This is a genomic window from Bradyrhizobium sp. 62B (assembly GCF_030272265.2).
In the GTDB taxonomy this organism is placed as follows: Bacteria; Pseudomonadota; Alphaproteobacteria; order Rhizobiales; family Xanthobacteraceae; genus Bradyrhizobium.
Genome location: NZ_CP092841.2, coordinates 5,257,243 through 5,277,055 on the forward strand (window position 1 = coordinate 5,257,243; position 19,813 = coordinate 5,277,055).

The following is a 19,813-nucleotide window of genomic DNA, read 5'->3' on the forward strand; positions in this document are numbered from 1 at the left end:
GTCAGTCTCCTGTTTTTGAAAGGATGTAGTCGCCGGCAGCGCCAAGCCCCGAAACCACGGCGAGCTCGGTCAAGCGACGATCGGCGCCGCGGCCGGTCAGGACGGCGACGAGGTTGATGGTCTCGGCGATCAGGGCGCGCGGAACCGTGATGACGGCTTCCTGAATGAGTTGCTCTAGCCGCCGCAGCGCACCGAGCGCGCTTCCAGCATGAATGGTGCCGATGCCGCCGGGATGGCCTGTTCCCCAGGCCTTGAGCAGGTCGAGCGCTTCGGCCCCGCGAACTTCGCCGATTGGAATACGGTCAGGACGCAATCGGAGCGAGGAGCGAACGAGGTCCGATAGCGTGGCCACCCCGTCCTTGGTCCGCAAAGCCACGAGATTGGGCGCTTTGCACTGCAGCTCGCGCGTGTCTTCGATCAGCACGACCCGATCCGAGCTCTTTGCTACTTCCGCCAGGAGCGCATTTGTCAATGTCGTCTTGCCGGTCGATGTCCCACCGGCGACCAGGATGTTCTTCCGTGCAGAGACCGCGCTTCTCAGGACCCTGGCCTGCTCCGAGCTCATGATCTCCTTGGCGACGTAATCCTCCAGCGTGAACACGGCGACCGCGGGCTTGCGGATAGCAAAGGCCGGCGCTGCAACGACTGGAGGCAACAGACCTTCGAAACGCTCACCGGTTCCAGGCAGTTCAGCCGACACCCGTGGCGCGCCGGTATGCACCTCGGAGCCGACGTGATGGGCGACCAGGCGAACGATGCGCTCACCATCCGCCGCCGATAGGGTTTCGCCCGTGTCGATCAAGCCATTGGACAACCGGTCAATCCACAGCCGTCCATCCGGGTTCAGCATGACCTCGATGACCGCTTCGTCTTCGAGGTAGCCGGCGATCGCTGGCCCAAGGGCGCTACGCAGCATCCGCGCACTACGCAAACTCGCTTCCGATTGAACGGAGTGCATAGCCATTCTTCGCCCCCACCGAGTGAGGACGTCAGAAGAGCGTCCTCAGATGGGGATGATTAGAAAAGGCAGCGATGGACTTGATGCAACAAGCGCTTTCGTTGGTCGTAGAGTGGCGTACAAAAAGGAATGAGCGGGACGAAGGCTCTTCCGCTCTCCGCTCAGGTCCCGCCGTCTGGATCTGGACTGCGGATATCTTGCGGAATTTCGCCGAGAAAGCTTTGTCCCTTCTGCAGGCGCCGCCCGAGCGCCTCGACGAATCCTTCGAAACGCTCCCTGCCCTTGGCTTGCGCGGCCGCCTGCGCATCGCTGGGCAGCGGCGGCGTGATCGTCAACCAGAAACGGATGAACAGAGCCAAGGTCTCGGCCGTCAACCCAACGTCCCGCTCCAGCCTCTGCATCTGTCGTGACAGCCGATCCAGGCGTCGGGCAAATGCAGCTTCTCGCCTGTCCGCACCATCTGGCGACAGAAACGAGGCGACCGCCGCTTCCACGATCGCGGACCGGGACAGCTTCTTGCGATCGGCGAGCTCTGAGATTTGCTTCAGCAGCTCCGGCGGAAAATACACGTTCATGCGGTCGCGCATATTGCCTCAGAGCTCCAAGCCGTCGTTCGGGTCCATAACGACCTGGCGCGCAACGCCCCGCATCTGCTGGCGTATCAGCCGGGACTGGCGGACAGCATCATCATCGTCGTCAAGAACAGCGGCAAATTCTTCTGCCGGCGTCGGCTCGGTCGTCTCCTTGGCGATCGCGACATGATCGGGGAGTTCGGGCTCACGGCGGAGCCCGCTGTTCGCCACGTCTTCTTCTGCCTCGCCGGCTCGGTCAGTTGAAGGTGCCGTCGAAGTCAGCAACCGTGACCATGCGTCCGCTCGCGATGATCGGCCCGCGCTCGCAGGATCAGGCGGCGGCAGAACCCGCTCGCTGAACCGCGGATCCTCGTAGTAGCGGACCTTCTTCGCCCGGATCGGGGCAGTGCCCGCCACCATGACGATCTCGTCCACCGGTGGCAGCTGCATGACTTCGCCTGGGGTCAGCAGCGGCCTTGCCGTCTCCTGCCGCGAGACCATCAGATGCCCCAGCCATGGGTTAAGCCTGTGACCGGCATAGTTCTTCATCGCCCGCATCTCCGTCGCCGTGCCCAGCGCGTCCGACACCCGCTTGGCGGTCCGCTCGTCGTTGGTCGCGAAGCTGACGCGGACGTGACAGTTGTCCAGTATGGCGTTGTTGGGCCCGTAGGCTTTCTCGATCTGATTGAGCGATTGTGCGATCAAAAAGCTCTTGATGCCGTAGCCTGCCATGAAGGCGAGCGCGGACTCGAAGAAGTCGAGCCGCCCAAGTGCGGGGAATTCGTCGAGCATCATCAGAACGCGATGCTTGCGATCGCGGGCGTGCAAGTCCTCGGTCAGGCGCCGTCCGATCTGGTTCAGCACCAGGCGGATCAAAGGCTTGGTCCGCGAGATATCGGAGGGCGGCACGACGAGGTAGAGCGTTGTCGGGCAGCCATCTGCGATCAGATCGGCGATCCGCCAGTCGCAGCGACGCGTCACCTGGGCCACGACGGGATCGCGGTAGAGCCCAAGAAAAGACATCGCAGTGGACAAGACGCCGGAGCGCTCATTCTCGGATTTGTTAAGGAGCTCCCGCGCGGTCGAGGCGACCACGGGATGGGCGCCATGCTCGCCGAGGTGCTGCGTGGTCATCATCGCCTTGAGCGACGCCTCGATTGGCCGCTTCGGGTCGGACAGGAACGAGGCAACGCCGGCCAAAGTCTTGTCCGCCTCGGCATAGAGGACATGGAGGATGGCGCCGACCAGGAGCGAATGACTGGTCTTTTCCCAGTGGTTCCGCTTGTCAAGCGAGCCTTCGGGATCAACCAGGACGTCGGCGACGTTTTGGACGTCACGAACCTCCCATTCCCCTCGGCGGACCTCGAGCAGCGGATTGTAAGCGGAAGATCTGGGGTTGGTGGGGTCGAACAACAGAACGCGGCCATGCCGCGAGCGAAAGCCCGCGGTCAGCTGCCAGTTCTCACCCTTGATGTCATGGACGATCGCTGATCCGGGCCAAGCCAGGAGTGAGGGAACAACAAGTCCGACGCCTTTGCCGGACCGGGTCGGTGCAAAACACAAGACGTGCTCCGGTCCATCATGGCGAAGGTAATCGCGCTCAAGCTTGCCGAGCACCACGCCATCAGGACCAAGAAGTCCGGCCTTCCGGACCTCCTCCAGGCCCGCCCAGCGCGCCGAGCCATAAGTCTCGACATTCTTGGCTTCACGCGCCCGCCACACCGACATGCCGATGGCCACGGCGATCGAAACGAAAGTCCCCGACGCCGCTATGAAAGCGCCCTCGACAAAGACCTGCGGCGCATAAGCATCAAAGACGAACCACCACCAGAAGAAGACGGGTGGATAGTAAATCTTGAAGCCTGCCAGCTCGAACCAGGGCCGACCAAGCTCCGGTTGCCAGGCGAGCCGCCAAGCCGTCCACTCGGTTGCTCCCCAGATGGCCAGCAAAACGATGAGGCCGACAACGATCATCTGCCCCCAGAGGATCTTGGTTCCGGACATCGGGAACGCCCTTCCGCATTGCTACAGGCCAAGGTCGCGCTTGCGACCAAAGCCCCACTCGATACCCCCGCCATCCTTCACGATGCCGGTGACATGTTGGCCGAGCCGATTTTCGAGCTCACGCGACCAAGGGACGAGCTGGAAGCCATGCCCATTGTCAATCATGGCGAAGCGTCCAGAGGCGAGTGTTAGACGCTGGCGATACGTACCCGCCACGTGCTCCCCGGCGTCAGGCTTTACGTAAGGGAGCCGGGTCTCGGCCGAGACTTTTGCGGCCACCTCGTCCAGTTCACGCCGGCGCAATGTATTCAAGAGGTCGCGCTGCAAGATGATGCGTTGGCCCTGCCGCCGCGCCAGGCCCTCCTGAACCAGATGCTCGGTACGGGCCTCCATGGCGTCGCGGGTCTCGCCGCCAAATCCGCCTAGCGCGAGCGGCATGGGGTCGCGTTCGACCAGCCTGTGGTCGAGCCAGGTTGCTCCTTTTGCAGTGACCTGATCGGCAAGATCAAGATCGGAACGGCTCGCCAGCACCATTGTCGGCCGCGGATCGCCGGCTTGGCCGAATCGTCGGACTTCCACGATGCCCCCAATCGGCGGCGCGTGCTCAAGAACGTCGACGCCTCGGAAGCGCACATGGTGCGCACGTCCGTCTGTTCCGTCGATCAGGGCGTAGGCCTCGCCGGTCAGTTCGTCATGCAATCCACGGCCGACCAGCCGTCCGATAATCTGGGACGTTGGCTCGCCACCTTCGATGATATAGTCGGCAATGCCGCGCACTTCCCCACGTTCGGTGAAGGCACGGTGCATGGTCTTAATGATATCGCCGCGCATGCCGAGATCGCGCAAGCTACGCTCGGCTTCGAGCGCGACCATCCACTCTCCCGGCGCGGCGGATACGGCAAGGCCCATCTTCTCCAGGTGCTGGAGCCGGCCAACCATCAAGCGCCGGGTCTCTGGATCCGACTTCCCGGAATTCTCTGGGCGAAGATCGATAGTGCCGGTCTCATCTGCAGCCAGCCGGATCTCGCGATCGAGCCGCGTCCATCGCTCAGCCGTGACTTCCTTCTCCAGCGAATTGCGGATCTCGTGCTCCGGCTTTGGCCCGAGTTCAATGCCGACCAGTTCCTCGGCACGGGAGCGCAGGCCCTGGCTGATGTAGTCGCGAGAGACCACGAGATCCGCCCCTTCCTGATCTATGCCCCGAACGAGAAGATGGACGTGAGGATTGTCGGTATTCCAATGATCGACGGCCACCCAGTCGAGCCGCGTGCCGAGATCGGTCTCCATCTGCCGGGCAAGATCCCGGGTGAAGGCCTTCAGGTCGGTCATGTCGCCGGCGTCCTCGGGCGAGACGATGAACCGGAAATGATGGCGGTCGTCCTTGCAGCGTTCCGCGAAAGCCGCGCTGTCGGCGCGATCGCGGCCGTCATCGAACATCTCGGCCCGCTCACCACTCCGGCTCACGCCGTCGCGCTTCAGATATGAGAGGTGAGCGGTCAGTGGCGCTAAACGGAAGGCTCGTCCCTTGTGCCGGACGACACGTGCCTTCACCACAACGCGCCGTGTCGGGCTGAACAATCTGGCGCGGCTAAAGGCGAGGCGCCCGCGGCCAAACGTCGAGCGCCCATAGGCCGCAGAACGCCTGCCAGCCGCGGCCTGGCCCGTGGTGTGTCCTGCTTTCTTCGCGGCACGTAGCACCTGGTTGATGAAACTCTTTTGCTTCGGCGCGCGAGTGCTGCGGATGCGCCCGGGCCGAATGCGCAGGTCGCTGTCACCCGCGCTCACGGCGGGTCTCCGAACCATCAAAAGCGCACAGGGTGCCGAAAATGCCTTTGATTGCATTCGTCAAAATGCAAAGCGCGGCACGCGCCCCGACCGACCGGCACCCCAGAACCCAAGCCATGTCAATGGCTTGCGGTTCGACCGGCGAGCCCCTTTTATCTCGCCGTCCTGCCGTCGTTGTCTCCCGGTCGCCGGATACCGAAAGAGCCGCCGCAACCTGGGGGCCAACTCGAGAAGCCCCGACTGCTTCCGAGCGCTTGCGATAGCAATCGTTACCCGAAAGGCCGAGACACCCGAAGGGTGGCTCGGTGAGGAGCGAGGCGACGAGTAGAGCGCGGGCCGAAGGCATCGCCCGTAAACCATCGGCACATATCACTGGCATGGTGAACACATCAAGGCTTGCAAACCCGCACCCTTGATCATTGCGGTGCTCCCGAATTTCGGCGAGAGACGAATACGCCAACAGGCAGTGGAATCATGGGCGAAACACCGGGCGCGACGCTTCCGGTCATGACACCATGCGACGGCATGAACGCCGGCAACCGATCCCGCCTTGTCATGGGATCAGATCGCGAGACGAACAGCATCGCAGCTGCTGGTGACTGTCCGCTGGACGTCCATCTCGGTGGCAGTTCGCTGGCAACAAGATTTGCAAGCTTGGCGACATAGGCTCGCGTCTCATCCGGCAAAGAGCCGCCAGCGAGATACTCTTCATAGCGCGATGGACCTGCATTGTACGCGGCAAACACGCCAGGCGAGCCATACCGATCGAGCAGTTCGCGCAAGTACGCCGTACCGGCCAGAATGTTGTCGTGCGGGTCGTAGGGGTCGTCCCCGAGATTGTAGCGCTCGCGCAGCTCCGCCCACGTCGCCGGCATGATTTGCATCAAGCCCATTGCGCCTTTCGGCGATCTGGCGCGGACGTCTCCAGCGCTTTCGACGTTGATGACCGAGCCGATCCAGTCCACCGGAACTGAGAAGCCCTCCGAGGCTTCTTTGATGATAGCAGCGAATGGCTTGCTCGTTTGAGTGGCCGCGCGAACCGCGGCCGCTCCGCTCTCGGCGGCAGCAGCACCATCCGGCACAGGGCAGATGAGCAGCAGCGAAGAGATAGCCCAAACACCCAAGCCCAACCGAGCCAAGCATGCCTCTATGCTCACCCACGACCAGGGTGATGCTGCTTCGCGCCGGCCCTTTGGCCGCCCTGGACTGTCGCTGCGCACGCCGGCCTTGCAGACCTTGATCGGGACGGAGGAATGATCGCGCAATCGATCGAACAGACGAACGGTTGAGGGAACACAGGGACTACGCACGATCACTCCTCCCACGTCCATACCGGCATCGCACGACCAATCACGCTCGATGCCGGAAGAAAACCGAAATAGCGCCCATCGAGAGAATCGCCCGACTGCCAATTCATCAGAAAGAGCTCGCCGTCGCCGACGACGCGGCAGCCCTGCCATTTCGGCAGCGGCCGGCCGCGTCCGTCGCGATCCCGCGCCTCGCCCACTGCAATCTCGTCAACCAACATCGTGAGGCCCGTTCTGCAAACACTCTGCCCGGTAAGGGCGAGCACGCGCTTCAGCATCGGGACGCCGATGGGCAGATAGCCGTTAAGCTCGAGGAATGTCGCAAGCGGCTCCGGAGGCCGCACGGCGACCAAGTCAGTAACCTGGAGCTGGTCCGCTGGCCGCAGCCGGTATAGACCGACCGGCACGCTCCCCGATGCATTCCAAATGTAGAGCGGGAGCGGTTCCAGGACGATCGTCGCGATGAGCGCAGCAGCGACCCCAATCGTCACGGCCAGCATCATGAAGCGGCCGGTCATCGCATCACCTTTTGGCGATGAAGCCAGGCCTGATGGCGCGCTTTCGTATAAGGACGCGGATTCTCGTTGACGGACAGACGGTTATGAACGTGATGCCAATGATCAGGCGCAACATCAGCGGGATCGATACCGAGGGCCTCGACGGCATCGACCATCTGCAGCACTCGTTCGACCTTTGGCCAACCAGACAGCCGCAGCAATATCTGTCCGCCGGGCTTCACGTACGGTACAGTCGAGCAGCGCTGTCCCGGCGCGACCGCGCGCAAGATGTCGATCCGAGAAATGATTGTCCCAAAGTCGTTGGAGGTCCAACGGACGAAGGCAAAGATGCTGCCGGGCGCAAATGACAGGACACGCCGGTGGCGATCGATCTTGCGTTCCTGGACAACGCGGCCGAACCGAATGCGGTTTTCGATACGCTTCTCGAGCCACAGCACTTCCACGTCCGTGAGATCGCTCATGCGGCGGCTCCCTGACGCTGGAGCAGGCAGCCATGAGCTTGAGGCTCGGCGGAGAGTGTGCGTGGCCCGCAAGGGCCAGCTAGACTGACGGACCGCCGTTTCCAGCCGCCGCCAACGCGGCTTTCCGCCTGGTCCGTTAGAAGAAATCCGAAGGATTTCTGGTTAGTAGAGTTAGAGCGGCCGAAAAGCGCGGAAAAACAAGCGCTTAAGTCCGATTGCGGTCCCCGGTAGCACGAGGATCGGGTCCCCGATAGCACGAGGATTGAGGTCCTCGATAGCACGAGCTGATTCACAGGTTGCCTTCCGAATTTAGGATGAGACCGCGCCGGCGCAAGCGGGCCGTTAAGGGATCAACAGTCAAAGGCGCGAAGTTCAGCCGCTCGGCGCCGTTCCGGTCTCGCGTGAGTACAAGCTGATAGCCGGGCAATGTCTGGCGCTGGACGATCTGGCGGATGTCGTAAGCAAAGTGCTTGAGCGGCGAGATGATGCCGGACTTGGCATGGAGGTGTACAAGATCGAAACTCCAGCCGCCGTCTTGCCGAACACCGTGCTTGCGCACGAGCCGGTAGAGCCACCGCTCAAGCCCGCCCGTAAGCTCGAAATAAGCGCGGTCGATCGTCAGCACGAGCGCGTCATCGATGACCCCGGCATAGAACCAATCCGGCAGAATCAACTCGATCCCAAAGGGACGGCCATTTGCATCGGCCGTCTCCTTCCATTCGTTGATCCAGGAGAAACGATGCCGTCGCCGTTCTGCGCGCTGGCGGATCGACGTCAGCACGGTCGTTGACTGAAGTCTGTCGAGACCCGCCTTCAGGCGGTCATAGTCACGTGCGCTGGTGCCGCGGCCGACGAATGTCAAAATCTCGTAAGGCGTTGCAGCCATCAGGCGCGAGGTTTTCAGGCCGGCGTCGCGGGCTTCGACGATCTGAGACGCGGCCCAGATCAGGACGTCGGCATCCCAGATGGTCGCCATGCCGTGTTCCGGCACGGCCTCGACCCGAATTGCGATCGCACCGGCACGGAAATCGATCGGCACGACCCGCTTGCTCTTTGCCAGCGAGAAGAACGGATAGGCCATCAGATCCTGCGCATCGCGGGGCGCGAGATCTCCGGGCAGTGCCCGAAAGAGCTCGAGCTGGTCGCGCTCGGAATGGAGCTTGCGCCGCATGGTCACTGCTCTTTCGCGGCAATCAGCGACGTTCCTGGCCCGCATACGGGCGCAGCGCGGGATGCTTCTTGGCAGGCAGTACGGTCCCCTTACCGGGGTCGGAGGTCGACGTCTTGGCGCCGCGATCGGCCCACGCTTTCAGGTCATCGACGGCGTAGACAACACGTCCGCCGATTTTCCGATAAGTGGGCCCAGTACCGTACGTGCGGTGCTTCTCCAGCGTGCGGCCGGACAGGCCAAGATAGCGCGCCGCCTCAGGTGTACGCAGGAATCGCGGGGGAAGACCGGCCATCGGATCGGGCATTTGAGAACTCCAGGAAGACAGCGCACTACGCCTGGCTAGGCCGGGGTGGGTGCGGTCATCATGGAGAAGCGCGATCTCGGAGGGGGATGCCGAATATGGAGGGGGCGATTTTCGGCACCCCTTGGCAACTGACGCTATTCGTCCTGGCGCCCGGGCCGCAGGAGTTTGCGGTAACCACCGCGCATCAACGTGAGGCCGCCTTGCACCAAGCGGATTGTCCGATTGCGCAGATCATGCGTCTTCCAGGCGTGATCGGGGATGCGCCTTTTGCCGAACAGCGCTTCGGCGATAACGCGATAACTGCCGCCGGCGCTATGCGCATCGAGCGCACGGATCGCAGCGCCCAAGCGTTCGCGCCGCTGTTTAGATAGTTGGTGAAATGCAGGACCGGGCGCGCGTCCACTCATCGCCCGCCATAGCCGTCGGGCCGCATAGGCACGCGCGCTGAAATCGAAGTCAAACGGCAGTTCGGCTGCGTATGACGCGCCGAGCACCGGCGGCTCTTTGGACCAAGCACGGTGATCCACCGCACCGATGCGCAGCACGGCATGCCAGCCGTCGACGGCGCGGCGCACCTGGCCAGCTGTAAGGTCGAGCAGTGGCTGAGACGGCGCCATGCCGGAGTCGGCCACTGCGATCTTGACCGGAACGACCGCCGCTAGAACCTCAGGCGCCCAAAAGATCGTTTGCTCGTCGAAGGACCTCTGCGGGTCATGGGCGAAAGCAGATGCCCCATTTCCTCCTGAATTCGTCAGTCACTTCGCCGTTCGGACTGTTGGCAATCATCACCTCGTACTCACGCCGATAGTCGGCGTTGCGGCGGAGACATTCCCAGGCGATGTCGGTGACTTCCGCGTCTTGTAGGCTCTTGTAGGATTCCGGCGACCGCCAGTCGAATTCAGGCATTGCTTCCGCCCCATTGCACACAACTAACAACGATTGCGCCGCAATAGGTATGAACGAGGCGGTTGTAGGAAGCCCCTAGTTTGGCACCACGTGGTGCTGCGGATTGACCACTCGTTCTTGCGAGAAGATTGTTCGCTTATCCAACTGGAACACGACAATTTCCTTCTATTTAAAGCCGTCGCTACGCAATAGCCGACCCCGTTCGGTCAGCCACTTGGCGCGCGCGAGGTGACTCTGGTATGCGCGGCGCGCGCGATCCGGCTCCCGCTCCGGGTCAATATGCAGTACTACCCGAGCGACTTCCGTCCAATCAGCCCCCTCACCGTCAGCTTGCAGGAGGCGCATGTAGGTGACGACATGCTGTTCGTCGTAGGCCGTCAGAATCTGGTCTGTCGGCGCAGCGTCGGCGACGTCGGGATCGATCGGCGGATTCTTCATAAACTCCATGCCTTAGATTAGACAATTTCTAACACGCAGGCCGGAAGAGGATTAAGCGTCAATATTTGATCACGACACCGTACGTGAGTTGTTTTGTCGAGAATACTCCGTGGTGAAATACTCTTCAAGGACATGCCCTCTCGCGTATGGACATACGCGAGGTACTTGCAATCAATTTGCGGAAGCTCCGGCAGGCGCGCGGCTTGTCGCAGGAGGAGTTGGCACACAGGGCGGATATTGACCGCACCTATATCAGTGCTCTCGAGCGAAGCGTCTATGCGGCGGGTATCGACGTCGTCGATCGGTTGGCGCACAGCCTGGGCGTCGAGGCGGCCGACCTGCTGACTCGCCCACCTACAATAACCCCCAGGCGAAAGACGCGGGGGCAGGCCGAATAGCCCATGCGAGCCGTTCGATCCTTCGGCGAGCGTCGGCTAATGCGCACCAGTTTGAGAAGCCCCGCCCAGCGGGCCGGACGGGGCTTGACGGAGAGTCTACTCGCCGTTCTTGCGGGGCCGCGACCATAGCAGGGTGTAGCCCTCGCCGCCTTCGTCATCAAAGAGGTTCGCGTAGATCGGCGCGATGAAGGAGGGATCGTCGAGCTTGAGCGCGAGGTAGTCACGTCCCTCTTCGGAGCGCTTCGACCAGGCTGCCCCGATCTCCGACCGGCCAAGATAGATTCGATGACTGGGCGCGTTGTCGTTGGAGCGGTTGATCTCGGCGATGCGGACACCCCTGACCTGCAGGCTCAGGGTGATGATCTCGCCTTGGAAATCGTTGCCAATTTTCTTGAATGCACCGATGTTAGCCATGTCGCTTCTCCTGTTGTGTTTCGGGCCTGCGACCACCGCGGCCTCGATGGCGATCTAAGTGCCGAGGACGATCGGCGACGCACCGGCTCGCGGGCCAGAGCGCAGCGGAGGACGCCATTGGAGCGACTTTCTTGACTCGCGAGGAATGGGCGCATGCCCAGGGGAAGAAAGTCGCTTCGACGGCGTTGCGGCTCAGACGATCGAGGTGCAGCCGGTCTTCGGCCAGATCAAGCCATCAAAGAGGCCACGTGCGTCCGCGTGCTGAACCGCAATCTCAAGGAGAAGACTTGGTGAATTCTGATTGCGCTGAACAAGAGGTCGGTACGCTTCGGCGCACAAAGAGAAACAATCAGCCGTAAAAGGCGGTTTCGTCACGAAAGGAATGATAAAGCCCGGCGCGCCGCTCTACCGCAGCTATGTAACCAAGACCGCGATTAGTGGGGCTTGATTAAAGCTCTCCGAGGAGAAGTGCGGTTACCTGGCGCTCAAACTCGACGTCCCCTGGTTCAACATGTCCCCTGTTCGGTTCGATCAATGTTGATGACGAGCCTCATCGCTCATGCGTGACGGCTGTAAGAACTGGTCGAGCCATATTTTCCACCGGCCCCACCGACTCAGACGGGAGAGTCCTTGCGAAAACGTCAGACGCGCCTATGCCGTGCCTCGACGCAAACCGCACTTACTCGGGAAGGCCTCACGCCACGCCAGCGAAGGCACCCCGATCCGCGATAGGGGCAAGCACGACATGATAGCCAGCGATCGCCGCGGGCACGGCGAATGCGACTCCGATCACGGCACGACTAACGGCGACAGCGACATGACGAGCGGCAGGCGTCAGCGCGCCAAAAGTAATTCCGATAAGCAGTGCGCCGACGACGCCAGCGCCATCGAATACCGGCATCCCTACGCTGAGAGCGATAATTGAGGCTCTGCAGCAACGAACGGTGCATGATGACTTTTCGCGGATTGCTCTTTCAGTACCAGCTTGTCAGGCGGAATGCCGCGCGAAGGCGACAGGTTGATTTTTAGCGCAGCCTTTGTCATCTTGATTCTCCATGACCGATGGCCGAGAGCCTCTCTCTCTGATTACAACCCGCCGCGGAAAACCGCGCCCCCTTGCACCATTCTCTCCCATCCCGCGCCGCTCGTGGCCAACATGTCGATCGCGAGCTGCGGTAAGAGAAGGAGCTAGTGGCATGCCCTCTACCTTGCCAATAAGCTCGAGCTCCCATTATTGTCATCAAAGGCTGCTGTATCACTGCTACGGAAGTATCGGGGTCTGCATCATCTGCGATGCAGATTGCCGGCCTCCCATTCATTTTTGATGTGGTTGAGGTGCCTTCGCCCGTGGCCGGACGCGTGCCAACGGCACGTCGCCTCAATGGAAATGGCACCCGGAGAGCGTGAGCATAGCGACCCGAAGGGGCACGCGGGTCCGAGTGCGGCGACGAGACCGGTTCAATAGCGGCCCCCGGGAACGGGGCAGTGATAGCGATCGCCGCAGGCGAGCCCCTTTCCCGAGTGCCCCCGGCGAGGAGCACCGATTCTTTGCGAGAGGGATCGACGCCGCCGGCCGAGATGCGAAACGGCTCGGTTTCACAAGAGCCCGGTGCGGCAGCATCCGCACGTACGCATGCGAAGCATCCGCTGCTCCCCACCGCTTCGTTCTTCAAATCGTGATCTGAAGCATGGGTGTCTTAGTTCACCTCACCGACACAGACGTCGGTTCTTGGTCGCAACTCGAGTCCGAATTGGCCGAAGCTCCAAGCTGTGGGAGGCGTCGAATTCACACCCAGCCTAGGCTGAGAGGAAGCTTGGAATGTCCGGGTGAATTGGAAAGCGAGCGGACGAGCATGTGCTCGAATCTGTCCTGCGGCCGACAAAAGCGACGTTCTCGCGCTGGGCGCAACTCCAAATTCGGACACCGGATAGCGCGCGGATATCTTCAATACAGGTTTGCCGGCGAATCTGTCGGAAAGTCACTTGATGATCCATCCAAAGCAGTTGACTGCCTGCTAGTGGTCCTTCGCCTGCGGAAATGCAAAGCCACGCCCGCTTCTGCGTATCACCGTTGAATTGCTCCTTCTCGATTATGGCACGCTAGACTATCTTTTCCGCGCGCTATTCTGGCCGAACTCCGCTAATCCGCGCTGTTCAGTAGAGGCGACAGCTCTTTAAACTTATAAGCCTGCCTTAAGACGACGCGGCCTTGCTCCAGCGCTCTCGAGGAGACGTCAATACAGATCATCCGGGTCGGACGTCATCTAGTGAACTTAGCTCTTGTTGACACCAGTGAAACCAGACCGCCCATTTTCGCCACGCGCCGCGATACCTGCTCGCTACCCACCCGCCGGAACTTGGCCCGCAATGATGAGAGCGGATATGGCGGCCGCCTACCTGGACTTTGAAGACACGATCGAACTCGCGCGCGCGATCCGGCGAGGAGACGCACCGTCCCCAGTATGCTGTCGCGGAACGGGACGGCTTCGACAGCCAGTATGGTCAAAGTCGGCAATGGACCACTTCGCAGCGCCTGCTCGAACAGGGGACACTAGGGAACGTGAGGATCTCTTATGTCTGGTGTGATCTCAGTTCATACTGCACCAAAACTGCCTCGATATTGTCAGCGAAAACTGTTGGCGAATAACAGGCTAGCCTATTATTTTGCGCCCCCAACCTGGGCTCGCAAGCAAGGCTGCGAGTTAAACACTGAGGCTTTGGGGACGGATTATCTCCGTGCTGTCGAGCGAGTTGAGAAAATCCTGTTGCCCGCATTTGAGAGTTGGCGCTCACGTGGGTTAAGCGATATGACGCCGGTTACCCCTGAACTCGGCACATTCGATTGGCTCATCGGCATCTACCAAGCTCACCAAAAGTGGAGTGAACTCGAAAGCACCACGCAGCGCCAATACACTAAAAGTCTCGCACTCTTTGCCAATCACGAATTGAAAGATGGAAGCCGCGTTGGGTCGAAGCAATTGTCTGATTTCACGAAGGCCTTTGTCGACGCGGTCTATGGAAAGCTGCTGGTCGTAAAAATAGTTACAAAAAATGGAGACGTCGTCGTCCGCGAGCGTCGTCGCTATGCAAATGTCGCCATGGCAAGCTGCCGGCGCGCCTGGTTCGTTGGCCAGCGTGCCCAAGAACAAATAGTACCAGCTAGCAATCCATTTTCACGGATGGGACTGAAATACCGGGCGCCCGGCCAGCCGATACGGCCCACGCCAACGGCAACTTGGGATGAACTCGTCGCCTTCAGGGCTGCCGCGAAGAGGCTTGACTACCGCTCGATCGCAACAGCAGCGTTATTGTCATGGGAATGGCTGCAGCGCGAGCAGCACGTGTTTGGCGCTTTCGATATCTCGCACTACCGACCTGTCGAGCGGCCAAACAGCGTTAGGATTGTGCATCCTAAGAACGGAGAAGAGGCGTGGTGGCCGCTGTTTGACGAAACGGGCGTCCCCCTTTTTCCTGAACTTACGGCCGAGCTCGACGAGATTAAGAAGACTTCGCTCCCGGGTTTGGTATTCCGGCGCACCCATGCCCATCGTAGCTCGGCAATCCCGCTTCCATGGATTACCCCGCGCAAGGACCTGCGTTATTTGCGGAGCGTTGTAAAGATGATTGTTGCGGAGGCCGGTATTCGCCGGGAACTTTCCTTCACCTCCTTCCGGCATGGAGGTTTCACCGAGGGTGCCGACAGCGATCTTACGGATGCAGAACTGCGAGCCGCGGGACGTCATAGGTCAAGCCGTCAGCTGCCAACCTACGCCAAGCGCACCAGCAAGCAGCTAATCACAGCAACGAAAAAGCGCCGCGAGGAGCGGACAAGATCATTTCTGTTTCGATTGAATGCCATTCCTTCTTCGGAATAAAAGTGTACGGCTCGGCCCGAGCGTGTCGCTCCTACGACGAGATGACCGTCTATTTGCCCGTCCAAACCGGCTTCCTCTTCTCGCTGAACGCCTTTAGGCCCTCCTTGGCGTCCTCGGTCATTGCGAGCAGCGCGATCTGGCTTTCGGTGTAGGCGATGCTCTCGTCGAACGACATCGAGGCGATGGCCCGCATGGCGTACTTTCCGCGGCGGATCGCGGTCGGGGACTTGTCGACGATGCGGCCGATCAGCCAGTCGACCTTGGCGTCGAGCTCGGCCGCGGGCACCACGTAGTTGAGCAGGCCCGCGGCCTGCGCAGCCTTGGCGTCGAACGGCTCGCCCGTCAGCGCCCATTCGTTGACGAGGCGCGGCGGCGCGATGCGCTGGAGCAGGCTCAGCACCTGCATCGGGAACACGCCGACCTTCACCTCCGGCAGACCGAACACGACGTGGTCGGCCGCGACCGCCATGTCGGTCATGCAGAGCAGGCCCATGCCGCCGGCCATGCAGACGCCGCCGACCCGCGTAATCGCCGGTTTGGTGGCGTTCTGTGACAAACGTAACAGATCGGCATAGTCGACATTTGGTTTGGAATGGTCCATCGCGAAAGCGGCGCCGGAATTCTGCAGATCGGCGCCCGCGCAGAACGCCTTGTCGCCCGCGCCCGTCAGCACGATGACGCGGACGTCCTTGTCGTCATGCGCGTCGCGATAGCCCTTGGTGATGCCGGCGATGACCTCGCCATTCAATGCGTTGCGTTTTTCCGGCCGGTTGATGGTGATCCAGAACGCCGGCCCGCGCTTCTCGGTGACGATTGCCGTGGTGTCGGTCATGGTCCGCTCGCTTCCTTGCCTTCCGTTTTGCAGCCATTTGCGGCAGGACGGGCGGGGCGCGCAAGGGCAATCTGCAACGCTGTGTCACCATAGCGTGTGGGCGCAAATTCGCTTGGCGATTGAATTACGGGTGACGGCCGCTATCCTGACTGGAGATTTTGATCACCAATGAGCCATTTCATGCGCGCCGCGATGATGTTGTTGCTGGCAGGCCTGCTCGCATCGGGCGCGGGCTCCGCAAGCCGCGCCGCTGATGCCGCGAAACTCGCGCTGGTGATCGGCAATGCGAAATATCCCGACAACGAGTTCGTGCTGAACGACGTCGCCAACGACGCCCAGGACGTCGCTGAAGAATTGAAGCGCGAGGGCTTCGTCGTCGACCGGCAGAGCAATCTCACCGGCGACATCATGCGGCAGGTGCTGGATCGCTTCTACGCGCGCATCGAACGCGGCGCGGTGGCGCTGGTCTTCTTCGACGGCTTTGCCATCCAATCCAACCGGCAGACCTATTTGCTTCCCGTCGACGCGCAGATCTGGACCGAGCCTGACGTGGCGCGCGACGGCTTCAGTCTCGATGCCATGCTCGCCGAGATGAACACGCGCGGCGCCGCGATCAAGATCGCGCTGATCGACGCCTCGCGCCGCAACCCGTTCGAGCGACGCTTCCGCCGTTATTCGGCGGGCCTTGCGCCGGCCATCGCTCCGAGCAATTCGCTCGTGCTCTACTCCGCGGCGCTCGGTGCGGTCGCGGCCGGCGGCAAGACCGATCACGGCCTGTTCGTCGCCGAGCTGCTTCGCGAGATGCGCGCGCCGAACATCAGCGCCGAGCAGGCCTTGACCAACACCAAGAACGGCGTGGTCGCCGCGACCAAGCGGGAACAGGTGCCCTGGCTGTCGTCCTCGCTGACCACGGAATTCTCGTTCGCAGGTTCGGTGCCCCGGCCGTCCGACAACAAGGCCGATCCGACCGCGACGAAGCCCGAGCCTCAGAAACCTGAGCCGCAGAAGCCGGTCTGCGAAGCACCCCAGGCAGAGCCTGCCCCGAGCGCCGACGATCTCGCCAGGGATCCGGTCATCGCCGATCTCGGTCGCAAGATCGCGGCGAACGCAAATGACATCGTCTCGCGCTACAAGCGCGGCCAGGTCTATGCGATCAAGCGCGCCTATGCGCTCGCCACGCAGGATCTCGACCTCGTGATCCGCAGGAATCCCGGGGATGCCGAGGCGCTCAACAACCGTTGCTGGACGCGCGCTGCAACCGGCGACCTGCAGGGCGCGCTCGGCGACTGCAATCTGGCGCTGCAGATCAATCCCGGATTGAGCGATGCGCTCGACAGCCGCGGGCTCGTCAACCTCAAGCTCGGCCGGACCAACGAGGCGATCAAGGACTACACCGACGCGATCGAGCGCAACCCGCGCTCGTCGTCGTCGCTGTTCGGCCGGGGCATCGCCGCCCGCAAGAGCGGCGGTGACGGCACCACCGATCTCGCGCAGGCGAAGTCCATGAACCCGAACATCGCGAAGGAGTTCGCAGGCTACGGCGTCACGGAGTGCGTGCCCTAAACCGTCTTGGCCTTCCTGATCCAGACCTTGTTGTCGTGGAATGCGGCCCCGCCGATCGGCGCGACGGTTTCGGCGCCCGTCAGCATGTTGATGCCGCGGCCGCCGATATGGTTCTTGTTGGGATGAACGGACTCCGCGATCAGCACGCCGCGCCGCACGCCGTCGAACAGCGTCGCGATCAGCGTGGTTTCGCCGCGGGTGTTGCCCAGCGTCACCGCATCGCCGTCGGCAATGTCGAGCGCGGCGGCATCCAGGGGATGGATCATCACGCTCGCCTTGCCTTCGCGTGCCTGCGAGGACGGCGTCTCGTTGAAGGTGGTGTTGAGGAAGCTGCGCGAGGGGCTGGTCGCAAGCCGAAACGGATGAGCCTGATCAATTTGCTCGATCACCGCCCAATGATCCGGCAAGGACGGCATCTTTTCGACATCGCCCATCGTCACGCCGAACGGCGGATGCGCCCAATCGGCCCTGAAGTGGAATTTCCCGTCGGCATGGGCGAAGCCGTCGAGATAGTGGGATGTGCGGAAGTCCGGTTGCAGGTCGCGCCAGATGTCGGCTTCGAGGCCGCCGATGTCGCCATGATTGCTCAGCTTCAACGTCGCATCGATCAATTCGCGCGGCGTCATCTCGAAACCCGGGTGCTTTGCGCCAAGCCGCGGCGCGAGCCCCTGCAGGACCTCGTGGTTGGAACGACATTCGCCGGGCGCATCGATCAGCTTCGGCCCGACCGAGATGTGCTGGTGGCCACCGCCGTAATAGAGGTCGTCATGCTCCATGAACATGGTCGCGGGCAGCACGATGTCGGCCATCTCGGCCGTCTCGGTCATGAACTGCTCATGCACGGCGACGAACAGATCCTCGCGCGCAAAGCCCTGCCGCACCAGCGCCTGCTCCGGCGCCACTGTCATCGGATTGGTGTTCTGGATTAGCATCGCCTTGACCGGCCCCTTGCCGTGCAAGGCCTCGGCATCGCCGGTGAGGATACGGCCGATCTTCGACTGGTCGAGCGCGCGAATGCCCTGGTCGATGGCGTCGTGGCCCTCGATGATGGATTCGTTGAAATGCCACAGCGCGTAATTGTTGAAGAAGGCGCCGCCGCCTTCATACTGCCAGGCGCCCGTCACCGCAGGAATGCAATTGGCCGCGTGCATCTGGGTGGCACCATTACGGCTGCGCGTAAAACCGTAGCCAAAGCGGAAGAAGGTGCGCTTGGTCTCGCCCACCGCTTTGGCGAAGGCTTCGATCTCCGCCACCGGCACGCCGCAAATCGCGGACGCCCATTCCGGTGTGCGCGTCTTCAGATGCGCCTCGAGCTCGGCAGGGCAGTCGGCGTATTTGTCCATATAGGCGCGGTCGGCATGGCCGTCGCGGAACAGGACATGCATGACGCCGCAGGCAAACGCGCCGTCGGTGCCGGGCCGCAGGATGATCTTGATGTCAGCCTGCTTCATGGTGTCGTTGTCGTAGATGTCGACCGCCGCGATTCTGGCGCCGCGCTCCTTGCGCGCACGGGAGGCGTGCGTCATCACGTTGACCTGGGTGTTGACGGGATTGGTGCCCCAGATCACGACGAGATCGGACTGCGCCATCTCGCGCGGATCGGCGCCGGCGATCTTGCCGGTGCCAATGGCGAAGCCGATGCGCGCAACGTTGGCACAGATGGTCTGATAGAAGCGCGAATATCTCTTTACGTGCGTGAGGCGGTTGAGCCCGTCGCGCATCACAAGACCCATCGTGCCGGCGTAGTAATAGGGCCAGATCGATTCCGCGCCGAACTCGCGCTCGGCCGCGTTGAAGCGATGCCCGATCTCGTCCAGCGCCTCGTCCCAGGAAATCCGCGCGAACTGGCCGGAGCCCTTCGGACCCGTGCGGCGCATCGGGTACGTCACCCGTTCGGGGTGATGAATGCGCTCGGCGTAGCGGGCGACCTTGGCGCAGACGACGCCGGCCGTGTAGGTCTGCTTTTTCGAACCGCGGACACGGCCGATGCTGCGGCCTTCCACCACCTCGACATCGAGGGCACAGGCCGACGGGCAATCGTGCGGACAGGTCGAATGGCGGATTTCGATTTTGGCGTGCTGGTTCATGACCCAGTTGGTAACACCAAAATACCGGCCAGCCGAGGGCATTTATCCGGCAGCGCCCATGCGATTTGCTCAAGCCGCACGCGCCGGCAGTTCCTGCTGCGACCGCGAAAAGCGGCGCAGCCACACCGAAAACCGCCGGATATTCCCCTCCCGATTGGCCCTGTAAGGCGTCGACAGTTCGCATTCCCCGCCGCTACAGTACCAGGCAACAAGAACGACA

19 protein-coding genes are annotated in these 19,813 nt (G+C 61.9%); 3 read left to right on the forward strand and 16 right to left on the reverse strand.

What is annotated here, in order from left to right:
• Nucleotide 1: 1 nt before the first annotated feature.
• The 12 genes from trbB to ML401_RS25215 all read right to left on the reverse strand — a co-directional run bounded on the left by trbB (nt 2) and on the right by ML401_RS25215 (nt 10,424).
• Nucleotides 2–964 carry a P-type conjugative transfer ATPase TrbB gene (gene trbB, locus ML401_RS25160; protein WP_285807314.1) on the reverse strand — a complete coding sequence of 321 codons (963 nt, stop codon included), beginning with the start codon at nt 962–964 and terminating at the stop codon, nt 2–4.
• Nucleotides 965–1,119: 155 nt separating this feature from the next.
• The gene (locus ML401_RS25165) at nt 1,120–1,545 is read right to left on the reverse strand and encodes a CopG family transcriptional regulator (RefSeq protein ID WP_285807315.1); all 426 of its coding nucleotides are present in this window, start codon (nt 1,543–1,545) and stop codon (nt 1,120–1,122) included.
• Between the two features lie 6 nt (nt 1,546–1,551).
• A complete protein-coding gene (locus ML401_RS25170; RefSeq protein WP_285807316.1) occupies nt 1,552–3,534 on the reverse strand; it encodes a conjugal transfer protein TraG in 1,983 nt (660 codons plus the stop codon).
• A gap of 21 nt (nt 3,535–3,555) precedes the next feature.
• Nucleotides 3,556–5,319 (reverse strand): DUF3363 domain-containing protein, encoded by a 1,764-nt coding sequence (locus ML401_RS25175; RefSeq protein ID WP_285807317.1) that lies wholly within the window; start codon nt 5,317–5,319, stop codon nt 3,556–3,558.
• A gap of 416 nt (nt 5,320–5,735) precedes the next feature.
• A complete protein-coding gene (locus tag ML401_RS25180; RefSeq protein WP_285807318.1) occupies nt 5,736–6,458 on the reverse strand; it encodes a lytic transglycosylase domain-containing protein in 723 nt (240 codons plus the stop codon).
• A 173-nt stretch (nt 6,459–6,631) separates the two neighbouring features.
• Nucleotides 6,632–7,144, reverse strand: a complete 513-nt coding sequence (locus ML401_RS25185; RefSeq protein ID WP_285807319.1) for a S26 family signal peptidase — start codon at nt 7,142–7,144, stop codon at nt 6,632–6,634.
• On the reverse strand, nt 7,141–7,605 hold the full coding sequence (locus ML401_RS25190) for a DUF2840 domain-containing protein (RefSeq protein WP_285807320.1): 465 nt from the start codon (nt 7,603–7,605) through the stop codon (nt 7,141–7,143). Before ML401_RS25190 ends, ML401_RS25185 begins: the two co-directional genes overlap by 4 nt.
• 289 nt (nt 7,606–7,894) lie before the next feature.
• Nucleotides 7,895–8,776 (reverse strand): replication initiator protein A, encoded by an 882-nt coding sequence (locus tag ML401_RS25195; protein WP_285807321.1) that lies wholly within the window; start codon nt 8,774–8,776, stop codon nt 7,895–7,897.
• Between the two features lie 22 nt (nt 8,777–8,798).
• Nucleotides 8,799–9,080: an AlpA family transcriptional regulator gene (locus ML401_RS25200; RefSeq protein ID WP_008561544.1), complete on the reverse strand. Its 282-nt coding sequence runs from the start codon at nt 9,078–9,080 to the stop codon at nt 8,799–8,801.
• 134 nt (nt 9,081–9,214) lie between these two features.
• The gene (locus ML401_RS25205; RefSeq protein ID WP_285807322.1) at nt 9,215–9,712 is read right to left on the reverse strand and encodes a DUF2285 domain-containing protein; all 498 of its coding nucleotides are present in this window, start codon (nt 9,710–9,712) and stop codon (nt 9,215–9,217) included.
• A gap of 79 nt (nt 9,713–9,791) precedes the next feature.
• Nucleotides 9,792–9,986, reverse strand: coding sequence for a transcriptional regulator domain-containing protein (locus tag ML401_RS25210; RefSeq protein WP_271525174.1), 195 nt, complete (start codon nt 9,984–9,986; stop codon nt 9,792–9,794).
• A gap of 165 nt (nt 9,987–10,151) precedes the next feature.
• On the reverse strand, nt 10,152–10,424 hold the full coding sequence (locus ML401_RS25215; RefSeq protein WP_285812738.1) for a DUF2285 domain-containing protein: 273 nt from the start codon (nt 10,422–10,424) through the stop codon (nt 10,152–10,154).
• A gap of 146 nt (nt 10,425–10,570) precedes the next feature.
• Here ML401_RS25215 and ML401_RS25220 point away from each other — a divergent pair, with 146 nt between their 5' ends.
• On the forward strand, nt 10,571–10,822 hold the full coding sequence (locus ML401_RS25220) for a helix-turn-helix domain-containing protein (protein WP_285807323.1): 252 nt from the start codon (nt 10,571–10,573) through the stop codon (nt 10,820–10,822).
• 96 nt (nt 10,823–10,918) lie between these two features.
• Here ML401_RS25220 and ML401_RS25225 read toward each other — a convergent pair whose 3' ends face one another.
• Together ML401_RS25225 and ML401_RS25230 are read right to left on the reverse strand one after the other, a co-directional pair.
• Nucleotides 10,919–11,236 (reverse strand): DUF736 domain-containing protein, encoded by a 318-nt coding sequence (locus ML401_RS25225; protein WP_285807324.1) that lies wholly within the window; start codon nt 11,234–11,236, stop codon nt 10,919–10,921.
• Nucleotides 11,237–12,139: 903 nt separating this feature from the next.
• Nucleotides 12,140–12,280 (reverse strand): hypothetical protein, encoded by a 141-nt coding sequence (locus ML401_RS25230; RefSeq protein ID WP_285807325.1) that lies wholly within the window; start codon nt 12,278–12,280, stop codon nt 12,140–12,142.
• Nucleotides 12,281–13,809: 1,529 nt separating this feature from the next.
• Here ML401_RS25230 and ML401_RS25235 point away from each other — a divergent pair.
• Nucleotides 13,810–15,111, forward strand: a complete 1,302-nt coding sequence (locus tag ML401_RS25235) for a hypothetical protein (protein WP_285807326.1) — start codon at nt 13,810–13,812, stop codon at nt 15,109–15,111.
• A 49-nt stretch (nt 15,112–15,160) separates the two neighbouring features.
• Here ML401_RS25235 and ML401_RS25240 read toward each other — a convergent pair whose 3' ends face one another.
• Nucleotides 15,161–15,943 carry an enoyl-CoA hydratase/isomerase family protein gene (locus tag ML401_RS25240; RefSeq protein WP_285807327.1) on the reverse strand — a complete coding sequence of 261 codons (783 nt, stop codon included), beginning with the start codon at nt 15,941–15,943 and terminating at the stop codon, nt 15,161–15,163.
• 168 nt (nt 15,944–16,111) lie between these two features.
• On the opposite strand from ML401_RS25240, the gene ML401_RS25245 reads away from it, so the two are divergent.
• Nucleotides 16,112–17,506 (forward strand): caspase family protein, encoded by a 1,395-nt coding sequence (locus tag ML401_RS25245; RefSeq protein ID WP_285807328.1) that lies wholly within the window; start codon nt 16,112–16,114, stop codon nt 17,504–17,506.
• On the opposite strand, the gene ML401_RS25250 is transcribed toward ML401_RS25245, so the two are convergent.
• A complete protein-coding gene (locus tag ML401_RS25250; RefSeq protein WP_285807329.1) occupies nt 17,503–19,593 on the reverse strand; it encodes a molybdopterin oxidoreductase family protein in 2,091 nt (696 codons plus the stop codon). The genes ML401_RS25245 and ML401_RS25250 overlap by 4 nt on opposite strands.
• Between the last annotated feature and the right edge of the window lie 220 nt (nt 19,594–19,813).